Source organism: Pseudomonas sp. Marseille-Q7302, from assembly GCF_965111925.1.
This window is the reverse complement of record NZ_CBCOPK010000001.1, coordinates 4,241,436-4,262,267: the sequence shown is the minus strand read 5'-3', so window position 1 is coordinate 4,262,267 and position 20,832 is coordinate 4,241,436. Positions and strand designations below refer to the sequence as shown.

Sequence of the window (20,832 nt, the reverse complement as noted above, 5' to 3'; positions counted from 1 at the left end):
CTGCGCCCAGTGGCCGCTCACGCGCGCACCCGGCGCCAGAGCAGACGCGGCGCGCGCAGCAGCATGCCGAAGAACAGCCGGGTGTGCATGCGCGAGATCAGCACGTTGTCCTGCCAGAGGCGAAAGTGCGAACGGCCATCCAGCGGATAGTGCACCCGGGTCGGCCGCCAGCGCATGGGCTGGTCGCGCCAGGCCAGGCGCACCAGGATCTCCGGATCGAAATCCATGCGCTTGCCCAGGCCGCCGGCGCGGATCACCGCCAGGGTCGGCGCCAGCGGGTAGACGCGAAAGCCGCACATGCTGTCGCGGATCGCCAGGGACAGGCTGTTGATCCATACCCAGACATGGGTGAGGTAGCGGGCATAGAGCCGGCCCTTGGGCACCGAGTCGTCGAATTGCGGGTAGCCGCAGATCAGCGCCTCGGGATAGGCCTGGGCTTCGGCGAGAAAGGCGGCCACGTCGGCCAGGTCGTGCTGGCCGTCGGCATCCACCTGCAGCGCATGAGTGAAGCCCAGGCGCTGCGCCTCGGCGAGTCCGGCCATTACCGCGCCGCCCTTGCCCTGGTTGACCGGCAGCCGCAGCAGATGGACGTCGGCTTGGGTCGCCAGTTCGTCCATCACCTGGGCGCAGGCGGGGCTGGAGGCGTCGTCCACCAGCACGCAGGGCAGGGCGCGCTGGCGCAGCGCCTGGACCACCAGCGGCAGGGCGTGCTCATGGTCGAACACCGGGATCACCGCGCAGGCACGAAAGCTCATGGCTGCGCCTCCTTGAGCAGGATGCGCCCGGAGGAGCAGGCCGCGGTGCCCTGGCGAAAGGCAAAGTGCAGCTTGCTGCGGGTGGCGTCGAAGTGGAAGGTCAGGGTTACCCGGTCGCCGGGGCGCAGCAGCTGCTGGAATTTCAGCACCTCCATGCCGGCGAAGTCCGTGGGTAGATCCAGGTGCTGACGGGCCAGGCGCTGCGCCCAACCGACCTGCACCACCCCGGGCACCACCGGCGCCGTGGGGAAGTGACCGGAAAAGAACGCCAGGTCCGGGGCGACTTCCAGCTCCAGCCGCCAGCCGTCTTCGGTCTGCTCGACGCCGAGCGGTTCGATGTCCACCGGACGTGGCTGGGCCAGCAACCGCTCCACCTCGGCCTGTGCCAGCTTGCCCTGGGCGCTGTAGGGCAGCGCCAGCAGCAGGCGCCAGCGGCGCGGCAGGGCGATGGCCTCGCAGTGGCCGGCCAGGTATTCGCGCAACTCGGCCACCAGGGCGCGGCGACCGCCATTGCGCAACTGGTGCAGACCGCTTTCGCTCAGGGCGACCAGGGCGCCGAGCAGGGCGCGACCCTGTTGCACCACGCCCAGGCGGACGTCGGCGACGGCGGGATGGTCGAGCAGGCGCGCTTCCAGCGCTGGCAGGGCGATGCGCTTCTCTTCCAGTTTGACGATGCGATCCAGACGCCCGAGCAGCTCGAAGCGACCGTCTCCCAGCAGGCTCACACCATCCATGGTCTGCTCGCGCACACCCTCGGGCAGGTAGGGTGAGGTCAGCCAGAGGGCGCCGTCAGCGTCCTGGCCCAGGGTGAGGTCGGCGAAGGCCTGCCAGGGCTGCGGGCCCTGGCGCCAGGCGATGCCGCCGGTCTCGGAGCTGCCATAGACCTCGGTAGGGCACTGGCCGAAGCGCACCTGGCAGGCCGTGGCCGCCGCCTCCGGCAGCACGCCGCCAGAGGAAAACACCTGCACCACCTGAGCGAGGATGGCGTCATCGAGGTTCTCGCCCAGGCGCTTGAGCAGCGCCGGGCTGCTGATCCACACCGCACGGCGACCCTCGCGTAGCAGGGCGGCGGTCTCGCGCTGCAGCTCTTCGGTGAAGGGCAGCGCCTGGCGGGCGAAGGGGCGACCGCTGCAGAGCGGCCAGAGCACGCGGAACAGCAGGCCATAGATGTGTTGGGTGGAGACACTGCCGAGGATGGTCGCCTCGTCCAGGGACTCGCCCCAGAGGCGCTCCAGGGCGGCGATCTCGTTGGCCAGCTGGAACAATTGCTTGGCGATGGGCTTGGGCTCGCCGCTGGAGCCCGAGGTGCTCAGGGTCAGCAGCGGTGCCTGGAGGTCGAGCGCGGCGGGCGCCATGGGCTCGGCGGCGGTCCAGCCGGCAAGATCGTCGAGCCAGGCGTCGAGCGTCGGTACCAGGCGCGCGCGGGTGGCGGGTTGGGCATCGGCCGGCAGGACGACCTCGATGCCGGCGCGCCAGGCGCCGAGCAGGGCGCAGGCCAGGTCCTCGGCATCGTCCAGGTGCAGCGCCAGGCGCCTGAGGTCAGCGGCCTGGAAGGCCGCCGCCAGGCTCAGGGCGCGCTGCTTGAGGGCCGCATCCAGCGGGCTCGCGGCGCCCAGCAGCTCGGCGAGAGGGGTGAACGTCATGGCAGCCTCCGCACGCGCTGGCGGACCAGCCATTCACCGGCGAACAGCAGGCCCATCAGGCCATAGGCGATCACCCCGGTATAAAGCGTCCACCAGGCCAGCGGCGCCCAGAGCGCCAGGGCAGCGGCGGTGAGCGCATTGAACAGAAAGAACAGGCACCAGACCTGGGTCACCCGGCGGGTATAGCGCACCGCACGGGGTGGCAGCTCGGGTTCGCGCAGCCGCGCCAGGCGTTCGATCAGCGGCTGGCCGCGCAGCAGGCTCAGGCCGAACACCGTCAGCAGGAAGAGGCTGAGCAGCACCGGATACCAGCGCAAGAGCACGGCGGCGTCGCTCAGGGCCAGCAGCAGGCAGAAGCCCAGGGCGACCAGGCCGGTGCCGCGCTGCAGGCCGTTGAGGCCGGGTTGCAGCAGGCGCAGGCCCCAGAGCACACCGAGACCGACCGCGAACAGCCGCGGCGACAGGTGCTGCAGGCCGAAGTACACAGCGAAGGGATAGGCCAGGCCGAGCAGGAGCAGCAGGGCACTGGCGAGCAGGCCCAGCGGGGAGCGGGAAGGCAGGGCACTCATAGGCGGCGGATCAGGCGTCCGCCTGGCTGATGCGATAGACAGCCTCGACCACGTCGCCCACGGTACGCACCTGGCGGAATTGCTCGGCGGCGATCTTGTGCCCGGTCTGGCGGCGCAGGTGGTCGATCAGGTCGACGGCGTCGATGCTGTCGATCTCCAGGTCCTCGTAGAGGTTGGCCTCCAGGGTCACCCGCTCGGGCTCCAGCTCGAAGAGCTCGACCAGGGCGCTGCGCAGGGTCTCGAAGATGGCTTCACGGCTTTGCATGGCGATCTCCTCAGGCGGCGCGCTGGGCGGCCACGAAGGCCGCAAGGGCGTTGACGTTGGCGAAATGGGTGCGGGTGTCCTTGGCTTCGGCGTCGATGCGGATGCCGTAGCGCTTCTGGATCGCCAGGCCCAGCTCCAGGGCGTCCACCGAATCCAGGCCCAGGCCGTCGCCGAAAAGGATCTGGTCGTCGCCGATATCGTCGACGGTGACGTCCTCGAGGCCGAGCGCCTCGATGATCAGGCTTTTGAGCTCAAGGTTGAGATCAGTCATGGTTGCCGGTTTCCTTCAGGTAGAGCTGGTGCAGCTGGTCGTTGAGTTCACGCGACGCCAGCGGCAGCGGCCGCCCGGCGAAGGTGGAGGGATCGATGTCGGCGCCGACGTCCAGCTGGAAGTCGAAGCGCCGGGAGGGGATGCGATACCAGGGCGTGGCCTTGGTCAGGGTGCTGGGCACCACGCGGATAGTGACCGGGGTGATGCAGCGGGCGCCGCGCAGGGCGATGGCCGCGGCGCCACGATGGAAGCGCGGCGGCTCGCCGGGGGTGGTGCGGGTGCCCTCGGGAAAGATGATCAGCGTCTGGCCCTCGCGCAGGGCGTCGGCGGCTTCGTCGAGCATCTCGGCGCTGCCGTTGTTGCTGATGTAGCCGGCCGCCTGGATCTGCCGCTTGAGGTAGGGGTTCTGCCAGAGCCCCTGCTTGACCACGCAATTGGCGTCGGGCACCAGGCCGATGAGCACCACCACGTCGATCAGCGAGGGGTGGTTGGCGATGATCAGCTGGCCCGGACGACCCAGGCGCTCGCGGCCCTGGATGCGCAGGTTCATCACCCGGGTCAGCACCATGAAAGCGACGAAGAAACGGAACAGCCGGGCATTGGCCCGCCGCGCACGCTGACGCCGCTGCAGCGGATCGCCTGGCAGCACCAGCAGGATCGGCAGGATCAGCAAGCGGAAGACCAGGGCGCCGCAACCGAACACCACGAAGTTGAGCCCCGTGGCCAGCAGCCGGTAGCCGTAGTCCAGCCGGCCAGTCATCAGCAGGTCTCCGCCTGCCAATGCCAGGCGCGCCCGGCATAGGCCAGGTGCCGCTCACCGCGGGCTTCCAGCAGGCGCAGCAGCTCCAGAGCATGCGGCCAGACGCTGGTCGCGGCGTCCGCCGGGGCCGGCTCGCCGCTCAGGCCATGGCTGCTGCCAGGAGTGAGCAGCAGACCCACGGCATAGGGAAAGGGCACGTCGTCGATCTGGGGCGCATAGAGGGTGGGCGGCGCCTCTTCGGCGATCACCACCAGCACCCCGCTGGCGCCTTCGGCGAGCAGGGTGGAGGCTTCCAGCACGGCGTGTTCGAGACCATCGCGGCCGGTGGCCAGGGCATTCATCTCGCTGTGATCGCCGCGCAGGATCGACCACTGGCCGATGATGGCGTTGTGTACCGAAAGGCTGAACTGGGTCGGGGAGAGCGGCTCGCCGCGGGCCAGCTCCTGGAGGATGGCCAGGGTGCGCGGGGTCTCGCCGTGGCGCGAGGCGAAGATCAGCGGCAGCGGCTCGCCATGGGCGTCGGCCAACGGCCAGGCCACCTGGAAGGTCATGCGTGCCAGGCGACTCAGACGGCGGCGCTGCATGGCCGGCAGGAAGCTGGCATCGGGTTGGCTGCCGTCGTCCGCCGGACACCAGGGCGCGGCGCACCACTGCCGCCAGGCATCCTGGTCGCCAAGACCAGGCGCCCAGGCGCGCCAATCGCTAATCTGGAAATGTATGTTCACGGCTGAATCTACCCCGGAGCCTACGTGCTTGCCGTTTCATCTATCCCTGATGAGCAGGGTATTGCAGCGTTCGGCGCGCATTATCCAAGCGGCTATTACCCTAGGCAAACATTTGCATGAACTTTGCGAAGGGGTAGCAGTCGCCCGCATTGAGCCGAGAACAGGCTAGCGCGGTAGGGAAGTTGGAGCCCCTTGCAAGGGCGTGAAACGCCGCTCCATGCGACGAGCGGCAGTGAAAGCCGGGATTTGGCGGGGGTGGGTGAACGTAAAGGCGAATTCGTCGCTGACGGTTATCGCGATCAGGACTCCAGGGGCCGCGCCAAGGTCGTCCCCTTCACGACGGAGCGGTCGTTACGCCGCTGGCAGTGGCTGCAACTTCGAAAGGCGGACGGCCACGGCCAGGGCCACGAGCAACAGGGCGCCGATGAACAGGCCGACGCCGGTCCAGCCCCCCAGGTGCCAGCAGAAGCCACCCAGGGTGCCGGCCACGCTGGAGCCGGCGTAGTAGCTGAACAGATAGAGCGACGATGCCTGGCCACGCGCCTGGCGCGCGCGCCGACCCACCCAGCTGCTGGCCACCGAATGGGCGCCAAAGAAGCCGAAGGTGAACAGCAGCATGCCTGGCAGCACCAGCCACAGCGGCGTGAACAGGGTCAGCAGCAGACCACAGAGCTTGAGCACGATGGCGGCGGCGAACACCCGCCGCCGACCGAAGCGATCGGCCAGGCTGCCGAACTTGGCCGAGCTGTAGATCCCCGCCAGATAGACCAGCGACAGCACGCCGATCCAGGCCTGGCTCAGGTGGTAGGGCTCGGCCAAGAGGCGATAGGCGATGTAGTTGAACAGGGTGACGAAGGCGCCCATCAGCAGGAAGGCCTCCAGGAACAGCCAGGGCAGGCCGGCATCGCGAAAGTGCAGGGCATAGCCGGCGAGCAGGCTGCGTGGCCGCAGGGGCCGCGGCTGGAAGCGCTTCGAGGCCGGCAGGCTGCGCTTGAACAGCACCGCCGCCACCAGCGCCAACAGGCCCAGGGCACCGAGGGCGATGCGCCAGGACACGAAATCCACCAGGACCCCGCTGATCACCCTACCCGACATCCCGCCCAGGGCGTTGCCGCTGATATAGAGGCCCATGGCATAGCCCAGGTGTTCGGGATGCACCTCCTCGGCCAGGTAGGTCATGGCCACCGCCGCCACTCCGGCCAGCGACAAGCCAACCAGGGCACGGGTCACCAGGATGCCGTCCCAGGTGGGCATCAGGGCGCTGAGCAGGGTAAAGGCACCCGCGGCGAACAGCGCATAGACCATCACCGACTTGCGGCCGATGGCATCGGAAATCGGCCCGGTCACCAGCAGGCCACAGGCCATGAGGCCGGTGGCCAGGGACAGCGACAGACTGCTAGCCGCGGCGGTCAGGCCAAAGGCCTGGGAAAAGATTGGCATCAGCGGCTGCACACAATAGAGCAAGGCGAAGGTGGCGAAGCCGCCGCAGAACAGTGCCAGGGCGGTCCGCAGAAATTGCGGCGTACCCTTTTCGATGAAGGCGTCCGGTGCGTGCTGCGGCTCATTGGCGGCAGGGCGGGTTTCCAGCGCAGGGGCAGGGGGCGTGGCGGACGACCGGGACGTATTCACGGGTACCTCAAGGCAAGTCTGACCTCACCACCCTAGGCTGGTGACTGCCATATATCCAATATATTGTTCGTCTTAATTGATAGGTTTTGCGACTCAATGGAGACGGCATGGAATTACGCCACCTGAGGTACTTCGTAGCGGTGGCCGAAGAGCTGCACTTCGGTCGCGCCGCCCAGCGTCTGAATCTCTCCCAGCCGCCTCTCAGTCAGCAGATCCAGGCCCTGGAAGCCGAACTGGGCACCCGCCTGCTGGAGCGCACCAACCGACGCGTCGCCCTGACCGATGCCGGCCGGCTGTTTCTCGACGAGGCCCGGCAGATCCTCCTGGCCAGCGAGCGCGCCGCCGAGCGCGTCCGCCGCGCCGGGCGGGGCGAGACGGGGCAGCTGCAGGTGGGCTTCAGCGCCTCTTCACCCTTCGTCGCCACCATCCCCAAGACGCTGTTCGCCTATCGCCGCGCCTATCCCGAGGTGCGCCTGCAACTGCAGGAGATGAGCAGCCGCGAACAGATCGACGCCATGCTCGCCGGCAACCTGCAGATCGGCCTGATCCGCCCCATCGAACTACCGGATTCCCTCGTGGCGGTCGAACTCTTCCGCGAACCCCTGATGGTCGCCCTGAGACACGACCATCCGCTGGCCCAGCAGGGCACCGCGCCGCTGCCCCTGGCCGCCCTCGCCGAGGAACCCTTCGTCTATTTCCCGCGCAGCTTCGGCACCGGCCTCTACGATCAGCTACTGACCCTCACCGCCCGCGCCGGCTTCACCCCGCGCATCGTCCAGGAGGCCAGCGAAGTCCTCATCATTCTCGGCCTGGTCGCCGCCGGCCTCGGCGTCACCGTGCTACCCGCCACCTATCAGCGCACCCAGATGGAGGGGCTGGTGTATCGGGAACTGGACGATCCCGAGGCGACTTCGGCGGTGTGGTTGCTCAGGCGCCGGGATGAGGTGTCGCCGCAGGCGGAGGCGTTTGTGGGGTTGTTGATGAGCGCAGCGGGCTCGCCGCAGTAGCAGCTACGCGCGATCGCGGAAGCCTTACCGTCTTAGCCGGGAGTCGAGTTGCTCGGACTCTTGCGGCGCAGGCGATTGGCGGCTCGGACGTCCTCGCTCGTAGCGAAAAAGTCGAGCTTGACCAGCCTCGACACGATGGCGCCTTCGGTGCGGTGGGCCTGTGCGGCGATACGGGCGACATCCAGTTGCGCCTCGTACCAGAGTTGCGCGAGCTAGGTGTCGTCCTCGGCTGTCCATCGGGCACCCGCCTGGGCGGGTTTGCTGGCTGTGTCGGCGACCGCATCGGGAGTTGTGGCAGGGATTGGTGGCAGAGGCTGCCAGCCGTCCGCCGCCTGAGAAGCCCACAGCCACAGCGAACCGTCGTCGCAGAGTGCGCAGAGCCGGTTGGCGGCTGATTCCGCATCGGCGGGCAGTACCTGAATCTGGATAATCTTGCGCACGGCTGGGCCTCCGGTTGCTGATCAGGAGGGGAGGATAGAGCAGGAAGATTGCAGTGGTTCTGCGTGCCTTGTCCAAACTCATGCGTTTCGGTTTGCCCTCACCTCGGCCCTCTCCCTGGGGAAGAGGGGGCGTTTGGGTAGGGTGCCGTGGAGTGTTGGGCTTCGACGGTGATGGGCTGTCCTCGCCCTATGAGAAGAGGGGCGTTTGGGCGGGGTATGGTGCCTTGGGGTGTTGGGCTTCGACAGTGGGGCTGTCTCAACCCAACCTACGGTGATGGGCTGTCCTCACTCTATGAGGGGGACGTTTGGGGCGGGAACGGTGCAGTGGGGGCGTAGGTTGGGCTGAGCGCAGCGAAGCCCAACACTCAGGGCCCCGCTCAGTAGTAGCTGCGCATTACCGCGATCCCTGCCTCCAGCACGCCCTGCCATTCCTGGCGCAGGGCGGGGGTGAAGTCGGCGTCGTGCTGGGCCAGGGTGGCGAGCAGGCAGTCGACCCAGAGTTCGTAGAGTTCGGGGCCGATGTCCAGCCGTGCCCTGCAATGGCTTTCGCCGAGCTGGCGCAGTTTGGTGGTGGGCATGCCGCGGGCCACCAGGACCAGGTTCATGATGCCGTGGCGCAACAGCAGCTGCTGCGCGGCCATGTCGGTATGGACGAACTTCTCCCTTACCCGAGGCGAGCTGGCCAGGAAGCGCTGATAGAAATCATCGAAGAAGGCGGGGCTGGCGCAGCAGCGTCCGTAGCTCAGCATCACGTTCTGGGCCGGCAGCATGCGGATTCCTGGGCGGACACGAAACAACGCAGCTTGCCTCGGCCACTGCCAGGACTGCTTGATCTGGATCAAGGGCTGCAGCGATCGGTCGCGAACACTGAAACATTTTGAACCAAGTCACGCGGCGACTTCTCTACCTTAAGCGCAGCGGTAGACCAGGAACCCCTACTCCAGAGCGGCTGGCCCCGCCGATGCGCGTCCCTCATCCCTCTGGAGACCTCCAATGAGTCAGACACCCCTGCTAATCGGCTTCGTTATCATGTCGCTCGCCTCCCTGGCGATCTATGCCAAGGGCGCGCACCGTGGTCCGCTACGCGGCCACACCCTGATCCACGCCGCCGTGCCCTTCATCGCCGCTACGGCCTATCTGGCCATGTACCTGGGGGTTGGCAATCTGATCAAGCCGGATGGCAGCGTGACCTATGTCGCCCGCTACCTGGACTGGACCTTCACCACGCCACTGCTGCTGGCCGGGGTGGTGAGCTCGGCCTTTCTCGGCGCGCGTGAGCAAGAGGGACAAGGCGGCTTCGTGGCCTCCATCGTCACCCTGGACGTGGTGATGATCGTGACGGGCCTGGTGGCCTCCCTGGCGCCCTACGGCACCATCAAGTGGGTGTTCTTCGCCTGGTCCTGCGCGGCCTTCGTCGGGGTGCTCTATCTGCTGTGGAAACCGCTGGCGACCCTGGCCGGGCAACATGCCGCGATCGGCGCGGCCTATCGCAAGAACACCGGCTTTCTGACCGTGCTCTGGCTGATCTATCCGGTGGTCTTCGCCATTGGCCCGGAGGGCGTGTGGATGGTGAGCGATGCGGCGACCATCTGGATCATCCTGGTGCTCGACGTGCTGGCCAAGGTGGTCTATGCCTTCACCTCCGAGCGCAATCTGCGTGCGGCCCTGGCGCGGACCGGCATCTAAGGATGCAGGAGACCGGGCGAGGCTGGCTGGCGCTGGTACTGACCGCCGGGCTCGCCAGCCTGGCGGGCGGGGCCGGGCAACTGGCCTACGCCCTGGTGGTAGGTTTGGGTCTGGGCCTGCTGCATGGCGCCAGTGATCTGCGCCTGGTCGCACCCGGGCGGCGCCTTGCCTTTCTCGGCTGCTATCTGGCGACGGCCCTGGCCCGCCTGCTCTGCTGGCAACTGGCAGGCACGGCGGCGCTGCTGCTGTTCCTGCTGCTCTCGGCCTGGCATTTCGCCCATGAAGACGAGCTGTTTCCCAAGCGGCTGACCTCGCTGGCCCTGGGGCTGTTCATCATTGGCGGTCCGGCGGTGGTGCACGAAGCCGCCGTCGCCCGGTTGCTGGCCCTGGCCATGGGGCCGGCTGCTTCTCTTGCCCTCGCAGACTGGCTAGCCCGCGTGCTCCTACTAGGTGGGCTGCTGGCACTGCCGGTACTGTTGCTGGCCGTCTGGCAGCAGCGTTGCCCCAGGTTGGCGGTGACGCTGCTGGCCGTGGTGCTGGCGCCACCCCTGGTGGGGTTCGCCCTGGGCTTCTATCTACTGCACGCCGCGCCCCAGACCGGGGTGCGCCAACGTTTGCTGGGGGCGCCCACCTTCAAGGCCTATCTGCGCCTGACATGGCCGATCCTGCTGGGCGCTGCGCTGTTTACCCTGGCCGGTGGCCTGGTGTTCCTGCTGCAGGAGCGTACCGGTATCCGCGCCCTGTTCGCCGTGCTGGCCGCCTTCGCCGTACCGCACATGCTGGTGCTGCCGCGTTTTCTCGACGCCGGCGTCGAAGCCGCGCCGCGCTCAGGACCGCAGGTGGTTGAGCGGTAGTTCGGTACTGGCCAGGATCTGGTTGAGCACAAAGCTCGACCGCACGCTGGAGACGCCCTCGATGCGCGTCAGGGTGCCCAAGAGCAGCTGCTGGTAGTGCTCCATGTCCGGCACCACCACCTTGAGCTGATAGTCCGCATCCATGCCGGTGACCAGGCAGCACTCCAGCACCTCGGGACACTGGGCGATGATCGCCTGGAAGTTCTCGAAGCGCTCCGGGGTGTGTCTATCCATGCCGATAAGGACGAAGGCGGTCAGCGACAGGCCAAGTTTCTTGCGATCCAGCAGGGCGACCTGGCGGGTGATGTAGCCACTGTCTTCCAGTTGCTTGACTCGTCTTGAACAGGGAGAGGGCGATAGGCCGATGCGTTCGGCCAGTTCCTGGTTGGAGAGACGCGCATCACGCTGCAGTTCTGCCAAGATTTTCAGATCGAAGCGATCGAGTTTGTCCATTTTCCATGCCTTCCGCTATCGCGTTGCGTCCAATCCTAGGTTTCTAGCCATGAATTGCGCAAGAGGTAGGAAAGAGTGCGCACAACGCAAACCTCTGCCGGCGGCAGGGGCGTAAGCTGAACTCAACTTCGATAGCCCGGTAGAGCTGTCCAACGGAAGTGCCCCAGGAGGGCCTTTCGCATCGCCAACGACGGTATCCCGTCCGCCGCGCCCGGGCCCGCCCAGGTCACCATTCCTGGTCGATCGCAGCCACCGTCACGAGCGGTGCGAGAGGACAACAAATTCAAGGGGAGGCCGCAAGGTCTCCCCTTTTCTTTTGGGTGGGATTTGGTGGTGGGTGGGGGATGCTGCTAAGTGCGGCTATGGCGGTCCGCCGATGGGGCCGCCTCTCGGGCGTGCTCTTTTGATGGCGGCCATGGGCCGCTCCTACGATTTATGTAGGGGCAGCCATGGCCGCGATCATTTCGTGAAACTCAAGCCTGCCCGGGCGGCTGCTTGTCCACGGTAAGGGGCGCGTCGCTGGCGAGGAATTCCTTGGCTTCCTCTTCGCTGGCCACCGAGGGCGGCGAGCCGCGCAGGGGTTGGCCGGCGGTTTCGCGCACCGTGACCATGGTCAGGATGCCGATCACGGCAGCAGCCATCATGTAGTAGGCCGGCACCAGGGGGTCGCCGGTCTTTTCCACCAGCCAGGCGGTGACCAACGGGGTAGTACCACCAAACAGCGATACCGAGATGTTGAAGGCGATGGACAGGGCGCTGTAGCGGATCGGGGTGTAGAACAGCGCTGGCAGGGTGGACGGCATGGTGCTGGTAAAGCAGGCCAGCGAGGCGCCCAGCAGCATCAGACCCATGAAGATCAGCCAGTCGTTGCCGCTGCCGATCAGCTTGAGGCAGGGAATCGCCAGGACCAGGATCGCCAGGCAGGCGCCGATGATCATTGGCTTGCGCCCCAGATGGTCACTGAAGAAACCCCCCAGGATGTTGAGCGGCATCATCACCACCATGACGATAAGGATCAGCAGCAGACCCTTGGTCTCGGCGTAGCCCATGGTCACGGCCAGGTAGCTGGGCATGTAGGTCAGCAGCATGTAGTCGGTGACGTTGAACACCAGTACCAGGCCGACGCACTTGAGCAGGGCGACCCGATGCAGGGTGAACAGCTCGCGCAGGCTGTGCGCCGGGCTATCCGCTGCCTTGCCTTCGTTGGCCTCGGCGTGGGCCTTGAACGCTGGCGTTTCTTCCAGCTTCAGGCGCATGTAGAGGCCGAGCAGGCCGAGCGGACCGGCGATGAAGAAGGGCACTCGCCAGCCCCAGTCGAGCAACTGTTCCTGGGTCAGGGCCGCGGTGAGCGCGGTGACCGTCCCGGCACCGGCGATGTAGCCGGCGAGGGTGCCGAACTCCAGCCAGCTGCCCATGCGCCCGCGGGTCTTGTCGGTGGCATATTCGGCGATGAAGGTCGCCGCACCCCCGTATTCACCGCCGGTGGAGAAGCCCTGCACCACCCGCGCCAGCAGCAGCAGGGCAGGCGCCCAGATGCCGATGCTCTCGTAGCTGGGGATCAGGCCGATGCTGAAGGTGCCCAGGGCCATCATGATCATGGTCAGGGCGAGTACCTTCTGGCGACCGTACTTGTCGCCCAGGGGGCCGAACACCACGCCGCCGAGCGGGCGGACGAGAAAGGCCACGGTAAAGGTGGCGAAGGTGGCGATCAGCTGGGCCGCGGCATTGCCGTCGGGAAAGAAGACCTTGCCCAGGGTCACGGCCAGGTAGCCATAGACGCCGAAATCGAACCACTCCATGGCATTGCCAAGGGCGGCGGCGCCGACAGCGCGCTTGACCAGGGAATTGTCGACGATAGTGAGGTCGTCCGGCTTTACCTCATGGCGACGCTTGAACCAGCCAACGTGATGATGGTGTTTCGACATGTGTTTTCCTCCTTGCGTGGGGCCATAGACCCAAGCGGACCGCTGTAAGTGCGATTCCTGTGCGGTTGAAACTTGCCGAACACGCCTGGAGTCGACCCTCTATCGGTAAAAACTCGTGGAGGCACCATGCAGTATCGTCCGCTTGGCCATTCCGGCCTGCTGGTTTCCCAACTCGCCCTCGGCACCCTGCAGGTGGGTGGTCGTGATGGCTTCGAGAAGTGCGGTGGCATCGACCTGCGCACCCTGCGACGGCTGTTCGACATCGCCTTCGACGCCGGGGTGAACCTGGTGGATACCGCCGACCTGTATTCCTACGGCCTGGCCGAGGAAATCGTCGGCCAGGCGCTGGGTGACAAGCGCGACAGCATCCTGTTGGCGTCCAAGGGGCGCAGCGCCATGAGCGACGACCCCAACGACAGCGGCGCCTCGCGCTATCACCTGATCCGCGCCTGCGAAAACAGCCTGCGCCGCCTGGGCACCGATCACCTGGATCTCTACCAGCTGCACAACTGGGACGGCGTCACGCCCATCGAAGAGACGCTGGAGGCCATGACCCACCTGGTGCAAAGCGGCAAGGTGCGTTACTTCGGCACCAGCAACTACACCGGCTGGCAAATGATGAAGACCCTTGGCAAGGCCGAGTTGCACGGCTTCATCAAGCCGGTCAGCCAGCAGATCTACTACACGCCGGAATCCCGCGAGGCGGAGTACGAACTGCTGCCGCTGGCGCTCGACCAAGACGTCGGCACCCTGGTCTGGGGCCCCATGGGCGAAGGCCTGCTGACCGGCTCGACCCGGCGCGGCAAGCCAGCGCCGAAGGGTACGCGCCAGGGCAGCGACTGGCCCGAGCCCTATGTGCACGATCCCGAGCGCGCCCTGGACATCATCGAGACCCTGGCCGCGGTGGGCGATGCCCATGTCGTGTCGGTGGCCCAGGTCTGCCTGGCCTGGCTCAAGGATCGGCCAGGCATCACCAGCCTGATCGTCGGTGCCCGTAGCGAAGCCCAGCTGCACGACAACCTGGCAGCCATGACGCTGGCGCTGACAGCGGAAGAGTCCGTACGGATCGAGGCGGCGACCCGGCGTGAGCCGCTGTATCCCTATTGGCACCGCATCGTCGCCGGGATGGATCGGCTGGATCCGGCCGAGCAACCCTTCCTGGCCGAGCAGCGCAAGACCCTGGAACAGCGCCGCGACAAATAGCTGAGCGGGTGACGGTCAGGCTGGGGGAGGGCCAGGCCTTGGGGTACTCTGGGCCATCCCCTTGCGGAGCCGTGCGATGAAGTCGCCTGCCGTCCTGTTCGCGCTTGTCCTCTCTGGCGTTTCCTGCTGGCACGCTGCGCCTGCCTGGGCCGATAACAACTATCGCCTGGGCGGTGGCTATGTGACGCCACCGCCGGGTGCCGCACCGCCGCCCATGCCCGCGCCACCACCCGGCAACGGGGGGCGCTGGCAGGGGAATGGGCAGGGTGGTTGGAATGGTAGTCTGCCCGGTCGCGGCGATGCGCCTGGACGCGGCAATGGTCCAGCCCTGGAGCGCTGGGAGCGCAACGATCCCCCACCGCCGCGACCAAACTATCAGCCGGCCTGGCAGGATCGCCCCGTGCCGCTGCCGCGTCCGGGCTACATGATGCCGGCCCCTGACCAGCCCGGTCGGAATTATCCGCCGCCACCGCCTCGACCGGATCGGGACCCGAATTGGTCCGGCCCGCGTCCCGGTTGGGGCGCCAATCCCCAATGGCGACCCGGCTTCGAGGTGCCCGGCGTACCGGCCGGCTTCACCCGCATCTGGTACCGCGACAGCCAGTACTACTATGCCGACGGCTACTGGTATCGACCCCAGGGCCCGCGCTATGTGGTCACCCTGCCGCCGACCGGCGTAAGGGTCAGCGCGCTGCCGGCCTTTGCCGAAACGCTGTGGATGGGCGGCACCACCTACTACTTCGCCGCCGGCAGCTACTACCGCACCGATCCGGGTGGCGGTTTCGTCACCGTCGCCGATCCCAATGTCGCGGCAGTGCCCGTTACCTCTGCCGCGCCTGCGTCCACGGGCGTCGGCTACGATGCCTACGACGTCACCGCCTATCCCTTGCAGGGCCAGCCACCCGGGCGCTACGCCACGGACCGATACGACTGCCGCCGCTACGCCGCCGGGGATTCCGGTTTCGATCCCGAGCGGCCGGGCGCGGTAGGCGACCCCTACCTGACCCAGCGTTTCCGCCAGGCCCTGGCCGCCTGCCTGGCAGGGCGTGGCTATCGGGTGGAGTAGCGATCAGTCGTTGCTCAGTTGCACCAGGGTGAAGAGTCCGAAGGGCGGTACGCTGCTGCGACTGGCGCGGCGCAGGTCTTCGCGGGAGAGGATGGAGTCCATGGCGAAGTCAGGGTGCCAGCCGAGCTTGCGCGAGGCCGGTGCCAGGGCCTTCTCCGCCAGCAGGCGCATGCCACTCTCGGCCTGGAAGTGGTTGACCAGCAGGAGGTGACCGCCAGGCTTCACCACCCGCCGCATTTCCTGCATCAGTTTGCGCGGATTGGGTACCACGGAGGCCACGAACATGGCCACGGCGATATCGAAGGAGCCGGTGGGCAGGCCGGTTTCCTCGGCGTTGGCTTCGAGCAGCGCCTCCACCGTGGTGATCTCATCACGCGCGACCCGCTCCCGGGCCTTGGCCAGCATGTCCGGCGAGAGGTCGATCCCGGTGACGCGCTTGTCGGCGCCATAGTGGGGCAGGGCGAGACCGGTTCCTACCCCGACTTCCAATACCCGGGTACCCGCCAGGGCATTGACCGCCGCCACCGCACGCTTGCGGCCGGGCGCCGAGACGCCACCGAACACCCGATCATAGACATTGGCCCAGCGCCGATAGGCGGAAATGATGGCGGCATTGTCCAGCGCGGAGTGCGGCGCAGAGGTGTCGGCGGTATTTAGCGAATAATCGATTTTCTTCGAGTCGTGCATAGCGGCCTTGTCATTGTCGGTAGATGAAAGCAGAGGCGTTACGGAGCTAACTCTGGGCGGTGTGCGAAAGCGGAAAGTGCGGTCGATTGATGGACATCAGGCGCTTCGCTATTTCGTTGCATAGATTGCAGTGCGGCCTGATGCCCTGGTATCCGGGGCCTGCAGGCGAGATACGGTGAAAATTCCAGATCTCGTAGATACAGCGTTCTGGTTGTTTTAAACAATTGCCGTTTGTTTGGCTAGTTAAGTCGCCCTTGGTTTCTCATTGATGAGAAGTTGATGCTTTTAATTGTTTTTTAATTGTTCGTTCTTTTAATTTAAACGCTACTAAATTGTTTGTTCGTTCAATCAATCGGATTGAGCGGAGCACAAGGGGTACCTGTACGTTTTGCCAGCCGAGCGGCCAGGAAGGGGCCGTGTGGCAGAGAACTCCAGAAGCCCAAAGAGGAGGGGCGAGCAAGGCGGCCGTGATCCGAGCGCTTAGGCCGCTGTTGCAAATAGCTTGGCGGCGGCAAAAACTGAGTGCAACACCTGACCTTTCCGGTACGGTGCTGCCCCTATGTCTTATACCGAACTCAGCGTTGAAGAGCGCGCCACCATTCAAATCAGTCATGCCCAAGGCTTCAGCCTGCGTAGGATTGCCTGCTTGATCAACCGATCCCCTTCGACCATCAGCCGGGAGCTGCGCCGCAATCGAGATGTCTGTGGCGGCTACTCGGCCCACGCGGCCCAGCAGCAGATGCAGGCTCGCCGCCAGGTGTGTCGACCGAAGCGAAAGCTGTTGCGGGGTGGTGAGCGCTTCGAGTTGGTGGCGCATATGCTCCGTGAGCGTTTGTCTCCCGAGCAGATTGCCGGCAAGCTGCGCAGCATGAACATTCCCAGCCTCAGAGATGCCTACGTCTGTCGCGAGACGATCTATAACGCGATCTATGCCCTGCCGGTCGGTGAACTGCGCAAGGAGCTGATCATCTGCCTGCGGCAAAGCAAGACGACACGTCGACCGCGCTCTGGTGGTGTGGATCGGCGCGGCCAGATTCCCGAGATGGTCAGCATCCATGTGCGCCCACCGGAGATCGAAGACCGGCTGATGCCAGGGCATTGGGAAGGCGACTTGATCAAGGGCAAAGCCAACGCCTCGTGTGTAGGCACGCTGGTGGAGCGAACCAGTGGCTACCTGATGCTGGTGAAGATGAACGACGCGACGGCGACCTCGGCGATGGAAGGCTTCAGTGCAGCGCTCAATGGCATGCCGCTGGCGATGCGCAAGAGCATGACCTACGACCAGGGTCGAGAAATGGCGCGGCATGCTGAAATCACCCAGCAGACTGGGGTGGCGATTTACTTCTGCGACCCGCACAGCCCTTGGCAGCGCGGTAGCAACGAAAACATCAATGGCCTGATCCGCCAGTACCTGCCCAAAGGCACAGACCTGTCGGTACACAGCCAGGAAGAACTGAATGCCATCGCACTGCAACTGAACATGCGTCCGCGTAAGCGCTTCGACTTCAAATGCCCAATCGAAGTTATGGGCGAGGTGATGCAGAAGGCCATGGCTATGCGCCATGATGCTCCAGCTTCAATTCAATGACCGTGTTGCACTCAGCTCCTGCAACCGCCCTTTGATTATTCTTGGAGCGCGATCCGATCAAAACCCGCGCTTTAGAGCATCCGGGCAAGGTGAAAATGGTTGGGCGGGATATAGATAGCTAGCTTTATTTGCGTTCTATAAGCTAATTCTCAGCGCCCCTCTCATGCATTTAGCGTGTCTTCAGCCCGTCCAGTCATCCCACCCAGATGGCCGAGCATCACGCTATTGCTGCTATCCAGACCGCTTTGGCACCGCATTCCCCCGACTCCGTTACCCACAAGGCAAGCCTGGCATGCAGAAGGCTACGGGCTTCCTATTTCTTTATCGGTAAGCATTAGGTTGCTGTTATACGTTGCCATATTGGAGCGCTGTACCTACGGCTGTAGAGGAAAGTCCCCCATGGCAGAGGTCAGGCGTGGCACTGAGAGCCTAAATTGTTCGCTGGTGAATGCTGCTTTCACTCGGCCCTGACAGCTTGCTCGACCTCCTTGTCAGAGCTGACACAAGGCAGGGCGGTTGCACCGGTCATCATGCTTTCGGGGCCGAACATCACGCGTCTGCTGACTTGTGTTGTCCATGGATTCAGCATGGTAGGCACAGGTATCAGCGGAACACGTCCAGGCTTGTGACGCCGGGTCGATACGTTATTGTCTGAACGCTCAAGGATGACGACTGAGTGCTGTCTCGCTGCGGAAGGAGTTTCCCAGCTTGCGCTTTTCGCTTGGGTACCCCGTCATGAAAAGTAGGTTCTTACGTCCAGCCCAGGGTTTCACCCTGATCGAGATGTTGGTGGTCGTTGCCTTGTTGGGAATCTTCCTGGCCATAGCAGCGCCCAATTTCGCCGGTCTAATCCGTTCCAACAAGGTCCAGGCCGCTGCCGATGAAATGGTAGCGGTGTTGCAGTATGCGCGTGGTGAAGCCATCACCCGAGGGGTGACCGTAACGCTGACGGCTGATAGTGCAACCGCCTGGAATGCCGGCTTCAGTATCACCGCAGCGGGACAGATACTCAGGCGCATCGACGCCGGCGGTTTACAGAGTGGCGTAACGGTAAGCGCGGGCGTCGCTCAGGCAAGTTTCAGCGCGACGGGTACCACCGGTGCCACAACCAGCCAGTGTTTTACCCTTTGCCCAACCGATCAGGCAGGGCAATGTCGTTTTGTGGGTGTCAGTGTGACCGGACGTATCACCCAGCCATCCACCGACAAGCCACAGTCGGGAGAATGCACATGAGGAGGCTCCAGTCGGGCTTCAGCATGATCGAGGTGTTGGTCAGCGTCGTGCTGATCTGCGTGGGCATGCTCGGCATCGCTGCGTTGCAAAGCAAGGCGGTGCCTTTCACTCAAGACTCCATCCAGCGCAACGCTGCCATGATGCTGACCAACGATCTCCTAGAGCTTGTGCGTGCCAATCCTGCGGCGGTTGATAGTTATCTCAAGGCGCCTGGCAAAGGCTTCGCCAATGCACCGGCGAGCTGTCGCCCGACCCCAGCTGTTGCGGCCGACCAGCTTGCCTGCTGGGCAGCCCAGGCCGGTTCGCTGCTACCCGGTGCGGCAGACCTGTTGAACAGCTCCTTCTATGTCTGCCAGAACGCTACTCCTGGTCCCGCCGGTGCCGCGGCGTCCTGTAGCGGCGGCGACTACCTCGAGATCCAGGTGGCCTGGACCGCTCCAGTCGACAGCTGTCTGGACAGCGGTATCCCGACCGGCAACGGTACCAGTTCCATCTGCACCTACCGTTTGCGAACTCGACTCTGAAGGCCTGTTCGATGCTCAACCGCCTCATGAACGTAACGGCCCGGCAACGGGGACTGTCCATCGTCGAGCTGATGGTTGCCCTGGCGATCAGCAGCTTTCTGATCTTGGGGGTCACTCAGCTCTACATCAACAACAAGAAAACCTATCTGTTCCAGCAAAGTCAGGAGGTCAATCAGGAGAATGGCCGCTTCGCGCTGGCGCTGCTGAATCAGGAGCTGGCCAAGTCAGGTTATCGACGGCGACCGGACATTGCCGTTACTCAGGATTTTCCGGCTGATAGCGGAAGCTCGGGAACTGGGAACGCACTGGATTGCAACTTCGCTGCGGGCGCATCGGTGATCGGTAATGCCAGTAGTATCTGTATCCGCTATCAGGCGCGTGATGCCCAGGAAACCGATTGCCGTGGTCAGGCGCTCAGTGCCCAGTCGACCACCTTGGCCAACAACGCGGATGCTCCCTACGAATACTCGAATACCAGTCAAAACGCGGTCATCGTCGAGCGCTTTTCCCTGGCGGTTGATGCCAACTTCACCACTGGCACGGCTAACGAACGTCCAAATGCCCTGGTCTGCGCCAGCAATTTGCTAGCCTGCGGGAATGGGGTCTGTACCCGGATCAACGGTGATACCGATACCGCTCAGATGATCAGCGGTATTCGCGACCTGCGCTTCGACTACGGGGTCGGTGTCGACAGGAGCGTTTCCTCCTTTACCCCCACGCCCTCCACCAGTGCGGCCAACCTGATCCGGGCCGTGCGCTATTCGGCCCTGCTGCAGTCGGTGGCTCAGGGATTGCGAGATACCAGCGAAACACCGCCTGTCCTTAGCCAGTGGAACCAACGTTATTCCACGACTTTTACTGGCAATAGCTATCTGTACCAAGTCGCCCAGGACACCATCACCCTAAGGAACCTGATGCCATGACCGTCTCTCGACGCCAATCAGGAAGACGACAGCGTGGCGCGTCGTTGCTGATCGCGCTGGTGCTGCTCCTACTGTTGACCATTCTGGCCTTGACCAGTTTGCGGGGCGTCACCCTGGAGTCACGTGTCATGGGCAATATCAAACAGCAGCACAATCTGCAGAGTGCTGCCGAGACCGCGCTGAGGGCCGGTGAAGGCGTAATCGGTAAGGCCGTGGCCGCGCCAGACCTGACGAGCACCTGTACCGTGACCTTCTGTTTTCCCTATCAATTGCGCAATAACGCCTATCTGAACGCCAGTGGTGTTGCTCTGGGCAGCGAGAAGATCGGTGATCGCAGCGTACCCCTGGGATACATGACGCCGCTGTTCCGTAACGGCGATCCCAGCGCCACATTGAATGGCTACAGCATCCTGAGTTCCGGCACCACGCCTGAGACGCCCAATGCGCGCTGGTACGTAGTCGATCTGGGGCCGCTCGATACCGGTAGCGAGAACAATTGTGCGCTGACCGGATGCGGTACCCGCTACTACGAGGTGGACAGCTGTGCCGGCGCAGGCTGTGCGACCAACCAAGTCGGCCAACGGATCACCCTGAGATCCGTCATGGCGAAATCCTTCTAATCGGCA

23 protein-coding genes are annotated in these 20,832 nt (G+C 64.8%); 10 read left to right on the top strand and 13 right to left on the bottom strand.

The annotated features are described in order from the left end of the window. Positions 1 to 17: 17 nt before the first annotated feature. From ACWPW1_RS19875 to ACWPW1_RS19840, 8 genes are all read right to left on the bottom strand, one after another. On the bottom strand, positions 18 to 755 hold the full coding sequence (locus tag ACWPW1_RS19875; RefSeq protein ID WP_059316293.1) for a glycosyltransferase family 2 protein: 738 nt from the start codon (positions 753 to 755) through the stop codon (positions 18 to 20). Beyond that, the gene (locus ACWPW1_RS19870) at positions 752 to 2,398 is read right to left on the bottom strand and encodes an AMP-binding protein (protein WP_454253788.1); all 1,647 of its coding nucleotides are present in this window, start codon (positions 2,396 to 2,398) and stop codon (positions 752 to 754) included. Before ACWPW1_RS19870 ends, ACWPW1_RS19875 begins: the two co-directional genes overlap by 4 nt. Then, positions 2,395 to 2,967: a hypothetical protein gene (locus ACWPW1_RS19865; protein ID WP_454253787.1), complete on the bottom strand. Its 573-nt coding sequence runs from the start codon at positions 2,965 to 2,967 to the stop codon at positions 2,395 to 2,397. The genes ACWPW1_RS19870 and ACWPW1_RS19865 overlap by 4 nt, the downstream gene beginning before the upstream one ends. Before the next feature lie 10 nt (positions 2,968 to 2,977). Further along, positions 2,978 to 3,232, bottom strand: a complete 255-nt coding sequence (locus tag ACWPW1_RS19860) for an acyl carrier protein (RefSeq protein ID WP_017642723.1) — start codon at positions 3,230 to 3,232, stop codon at positions 2,978 to 2,980. A gap of 10 nt (positions 3,233 to 3,242) precedes the next feature. Then, positions 3,243 to 3,503, bottom strand: coding sequence for a phosphopantetheine-binding protein (locus ACWPW1_RS19855; protein ID WP_017642722.1), 261 nt, complete (start codon positions 3,501 to 3,503; stop codon positions 3,243 to 3,245). Beyond that, entirely contained in the window at positions 3,496 to 4,263 is a 768-nt protein-coding gene (locus ACWPW1_RS19850; protein ID WP_017642721.1) for a lysophospholipid acyltransferase family protein, read from the bottom strand. The genes ACWPW1_RS19855 and ACWPW1_RS19850 overlap by 8 nt, the downstream gene beginning before the upstream one ends. Continuing rightward, entirely contained in the window at positions 4,263 to 4,988 is a 726-nt protein-coding gene (locus ACWPW1_RS19845) for a beta-ketoacyl synthase chain length factor (RefSeq protein WP_454253786.1), read from the bottom strand. The genes ACWPW1_RS19850 and ACWPW1_RS19845 overlap by 1 nt, the downstream gene beginning before the upstream one ends. A gap of 351 nt (positions 4,989 to 5,339) precedes the next feature. Then, positions 5,340 to 6,617, bottom strand: a complete 1,278-nt coding sequence (locus ACWPW1_RS19840; RefSeq protein ID WP_454253785.1) for an MFS transporter — start codon at positions 6,615 to 6,617, stop codon at positions 5,340 to 5,342. A 107-nt stretch (positions 6,618 to 6,724) separates the two neighbouring features. Here ACWPW1_RS19840 and ACWPW1_RS19835 point away from each other — a divergent pair, with 107 nt between their 5' ends. Further along, positions 6,725 to 7,624 (top strand): LysR substrate-binding domain-containing protein, encoded by a 900-nt coding sequence (locus tag ACWPW1_RS19835; RefSeq protein ID WP_454253784.1) that lies wholly within the window; start codon positions 6,725 to 6,727, stop codon positions 7,622 to 7,624. Positions 7,625 to 7,836: 212 nt separating this feature from the next. Here the strand turns inward: ACWPW1_RS19835 and ACWPW1_RS19830 are convergent, their stop codons facing one another. Both ACWPW1_RS19830 and ACWPW1_RS19825 read right to left on the bottom strand, forming a co-directional pair. After that, positions 7,837 to 8,064 (bottom strand): hypothetical protein, encoded by a 228-nt coding sequence (locus ACWPW1_RS19830; protein ID WP_454253783.1) that lies wholly within the window; start codon positions 8,062 to 8,064, stop codon positions 7,837 to 7,839. Between the two features lie 377 nt (positions 8,065 to 8,441). Beyond that, positions 8,442 to 8,834, bottom strand: a complete 393-nt coding sequence (locus ACWPW1_RS19825) for a globin domain-containing protein (RefSeq protein ID WP_454253782.1) — start codon at positions 8,832 to 8,834, stop codon at positions 8,442 to 8,444. 223 nt (positions 8,835 to 9,057) lie between these two features. Between ACWPW1_RS19825 and ACWPW1_RS19820 the strand changes: the two genes are divergently transcribed. After that, positions 9,058 to 9,750, top strand: a complete 693-nt coding sequence (locus ACWPW1_RS19820; protein ID WP_454253781.1) for a bacteriorhodopsin — start codon at positions 9,058 to 9,060, stop codon at positions 9,748 to 9,750. Positions 9,751 to 9,752: 2 nt separating this feature from the next. After that, a complete protein-coding gene (locus ACWPW1_RS19815; protein ID WP_454253780.1) occupies positions 9,753 to 10,604 on the top strand; it encodes a Brp/Blh family beta-carotene 15,15'-dioxygenase in 852 nt (283 codons plus the stop codon). On the opposite strand, the gene ACWPW1_RS19810 is transcribed toward ACWPW1_RS19815, so the two are convergent. Together ACWPW1_RS19810 and proP are read right to left on the bottom strand one after the other, a co-directional pair. Beyond that, positions 10,578 to 11,057: an Lrp/AsnC family transcriptional regulator gene (locus ACWPW1_RS19810; protein WP_017642712.1), complete on the bottom strand. Its 480-nt coding sequence runs from the start codon at positions 11,055 to 11,057 to the stop codon at positions 10,578 to 10,580. The two genes, ACWPW1_RS19815 and ACWPW1_RS19810, sit on opposite strands and share 27 nt — an antisense overlap. Before the next feature lie 473 nt (positions 11,058 to 11,530). Continuing rightward, positions 11,531 to 12,982: a glycine betaine/L-proline transporter ProP gene (gene proP, locus ACWPW1_RS19805; protein ID WP_454253779.1), complete on the bottom strand. Its 1,452-nt coding sequence runs from the start codon at positions 12,980 to 12,982 to the stop codon at positions 11,531 to 11,533. A gap of 126 nt (positions 12,983 to 13,108) precedes the next feature. Here proP and ACWPW1_RS19800 point away from each other — a divergent pair, with 126 nt between their 5' ends. Together ACWPW1_RS19800 and ACWPW1_RS19795 are read left to right on the top strand one after the other, a co-directional pair. Continuing rightward, positions 13,109 to 14,185 (top strand): aldo/keto reductase, encoded by a 1,077-nt coding sequence (locus tag ACWPW1_RS19800; protein ID WP_454253778.1) that lies wholly within the window; start codon positions 13,109 to 13,111, stop codon positions 14,183 to 14,185. A gap of 76 nt (positions 14,186 to 14,261) precedes the next feature. Beyond that, positions 14,262 to 15,251: a DUF6515 family protein gene (locus ACWPW1_RS19795; protein WP_454253777.1), complete on the top strand. Its 990-nt coding sequence runs from the start codon at positions 14,262 to 14,264 to the stop codon at positions 15,249 to 15,251. A 3-nt stretch (positions 15,252 to 15,254) separates the two neighbouring features. On the opposite strand, the gene ACWPW1_RS19790 is transcribed toward ACWPW1_RS19795, so the two are convergent. Continuing rightward, complete coding sequence (locus ACWPW1_RS19790; protein WP_313647755.1) at positions 15,255 to 15,938, bottom strand: class I SAM-dependent methyltransferase; 684 nt, start codon at positions 15,936 to 15,938, stop codon at positions 15,255 to 15,257. A gap of 559 nt (positions 15,939 to 16,497) precedes the next feature. On the opposite strand from ACWPW1_RS19790, the gene ACWPW1_RS19785 reads away from it, so the two are divergent. From ACWPW1_RS19785 to ACWPW1_RS19765, 5 genes are all read left to right on the top strand, one after another. Beyond that, the gene (locus ACWPW1_RS19785; RefSeq protein WP_095016300.1) at positions 16,498 to 17,526 is read left to right on the top strand and encodes an IS30-like element ISUnCu4 family transposase; all 1,029 of its coding nucleotides are present in this window, start codon (positions 16,498 to 16,500) and stop codon (positions 17,524 to 17,526) included. Between the two features lie 735 nt (positions 17,527 to 18,261). Continuing rightward, positions 18,262 to 18,759 carry a GspH/FimT family pseudopilin gene (locus ACWPW1_RS19780; protein ID WP_454253776.1) on the top strand — a complete coding sequence of 166 codons (498 nt, stop codon included), beginning with the start codon at positions 18,262 to 18,264 and terminating at the stop codon, positions 18,757 to 18,759. Further along, the gene (gene pilV, locus ACWPW1_RS19775; RefSeq protein ID WP_454253775.1) at positions 18,756 to 19,283 is read left to right on the top strand and encodes a type IV pilus modification protein PilV; all 528 of its coding nucleotides are present in this window, start codon (positions 18,756 to 18,758) and stop codon (positions 19,281 to 19,283) included. The genes ACWPW1_RS19780 and pilV overlap by 4 nt, the downstream gene beginning before the upstream one ends. Before the next feature lie 11 nt (positions 19,284 to 19,294). Continuing rightward, entirely contained in the window at positions 19,295 to 20,206 is a 912-nt protein-coding gene (locus ACWPW1_RS19770; RefSeq protein ID WP_454253774.1) for a PilW family protein, read from the top strand. After that, entirely contained in the window at positions 20,203 to 20,826 is a 624-nt protein-coding gene (locus tag ACWPW1_RS19765) for a PilX N-terminal domain-containing pilus assembly protein (RefSeq protein WP_454253773.1), read from the top strand. The genes ACWPW1_RS19770 and ACWPW1_RS19765 overlap by 4 nt, the downstream gene beginning before the upstream one ends. Positions 20,827 to 20,832 lie beyond the last annotated feature (6 nt).

Bases quoted from the DNA above. Each gene is read 5' to 3' on its own strand.
- ACWPW1_RS19795 (WP_454253777.1), top strand. From the start codon at position 14,262: ATGAAGTCGCCTGCCGTCCTGTTCGCGCTTGTCCTCTCTGGCGTTTCC.
- ACWPW1_RS19815 (WP_454253780.1), top strand. From the start codon at position 9,753: ATGCAGGAGACCGGGCGAGGCTGGCTGGCGCTGGTACTGACCGCCGGG.
- pilV (WP_454253775.1), top strand. From the start codon at position 18,756: ATGAGGAGGCTCCAGTCGGGCTTCAGCATGATCGAGGTGTTGGTCAGC.
- ACWPW1_RS19780 (WP_454253776.1), top strand. From the start codon at position 18,262: ATGAAAAGTAGGTTCTTACGTCCAGCCCAGGGTTTCACCCTGATCGAG.
- ACWPW1_RS19860 (WP_017642723.1), bottom strand. From the start codon at position 3,232: ATGCAAAGCCGTGAAGCCATCTTCGAGACCCTGCGCAGCGCCCTGGTC.
- ACWPW1_RS19855 (WP_017642722.1), bottom strand. From the start codon at position 3,503: ATGACTGATCTCAACCTTGAGCTCAAAAGCCTGATCATCGAGGCGCTC.
- ACWPW1_RS19875 (WP_059316293.1), bottom strand. From the start codon at position 755: ATGAGCTTTCGTGCCTGCGCGGTGATCCCGGTGTTCGACCATGAGCAC.
- ACWPW1_RS19820 (WP_454253781.1), top strand. From the start codon at position 9,058: ATGAGTCAGACACCCCTGCTAATCGGCTTCGTTATCATGTCGCTCGCC.
- ACWPW1_RS19765 (WP_454253773.1), top strand. From the start codon at position 20,203: ATGACCGTCTCTCGACGCCAATCAGGAAGACGACAGCGTGGCGCGTCG.
- proP (WP_454253779.1), bottom strand. From the start codon at position 12,982: ATGTCGAAACACCATCATCACGTTGGCTGGTTCAAGCGTCGCCATGAG.
- ACWPW1_RS19785 (WP_095016300.1), top strand. From the start codon at position 16,498: ATGTCTTATACCGAACTCAGCGTTGAAGAGCGCGCCACCATTCAAATC.
- ACWPW1_RS19790 (WP_313647755.1), bottom strand. From the start codon at position 15,938: ATGCACGACTCGAAGAAAATCGATTATTCGCTAAATACCGCCGACACC.
- ACWPW1_RS19835 (WP_454253784.1), top strand. From the start codon at position 6,725: ATGGAATTACGCCACCTGAGGTACTTCGTAGCGGTGGCCGAAGAGCTG.
- ACWPW1_RS19850 (WP_017642721.1), bottom strand. From the start codon at position 4,263: ATGACTGGCCGGCTGGACTACGGCTACCGGCTGCTGGCCACGGGGCTC.
- ACWPW1_RS19870 (WP_454253788.1), bottom strand. From the start codon at position 2,398: ATGACGTTCACCCCTCTCGCCGAGCTGCTGGGCGCCGCGAGCCCGCTG.
- ACWPW1_RS19825 (WP_454253782.1), bottom strand. From the start codon at position 8,834: ATGCTGCCGGCCCAGAACGTGATGCTGAGCTACGGACGCTGCTGCGCC.
- ACWPW1_RS19865 (WP_454253787.1), bottom strand. From the start codon at position 2,967: ATGAGTGCCCTGCCTTCCCGCTCCCCGCTGGGCCTGCTCGCCAGTGCC.
- ACWPW1_RS19800 (WP_454253778.1), top strand. From the start codon at position 13,109: ATGCAGTATCGTCCGCTTGGCCATTCCGGCCTGCTGGTTTCCCAACTC.
- ACWPW1_RS19770 (WP_454253774.1), top strand. From the start codon at position 19,295: ATGCTCAACCGCCTCATGAACGTAACGGCCCGGCAACGGGGACTGTCC.
- ACWPW1_RS19810 (WP_017642712.1), bottom strand. From the start codon at position 11,057: ATGGACAAACTCGATCGCTTCGATCTGAAAATCTTGGCAGAACTGCAG.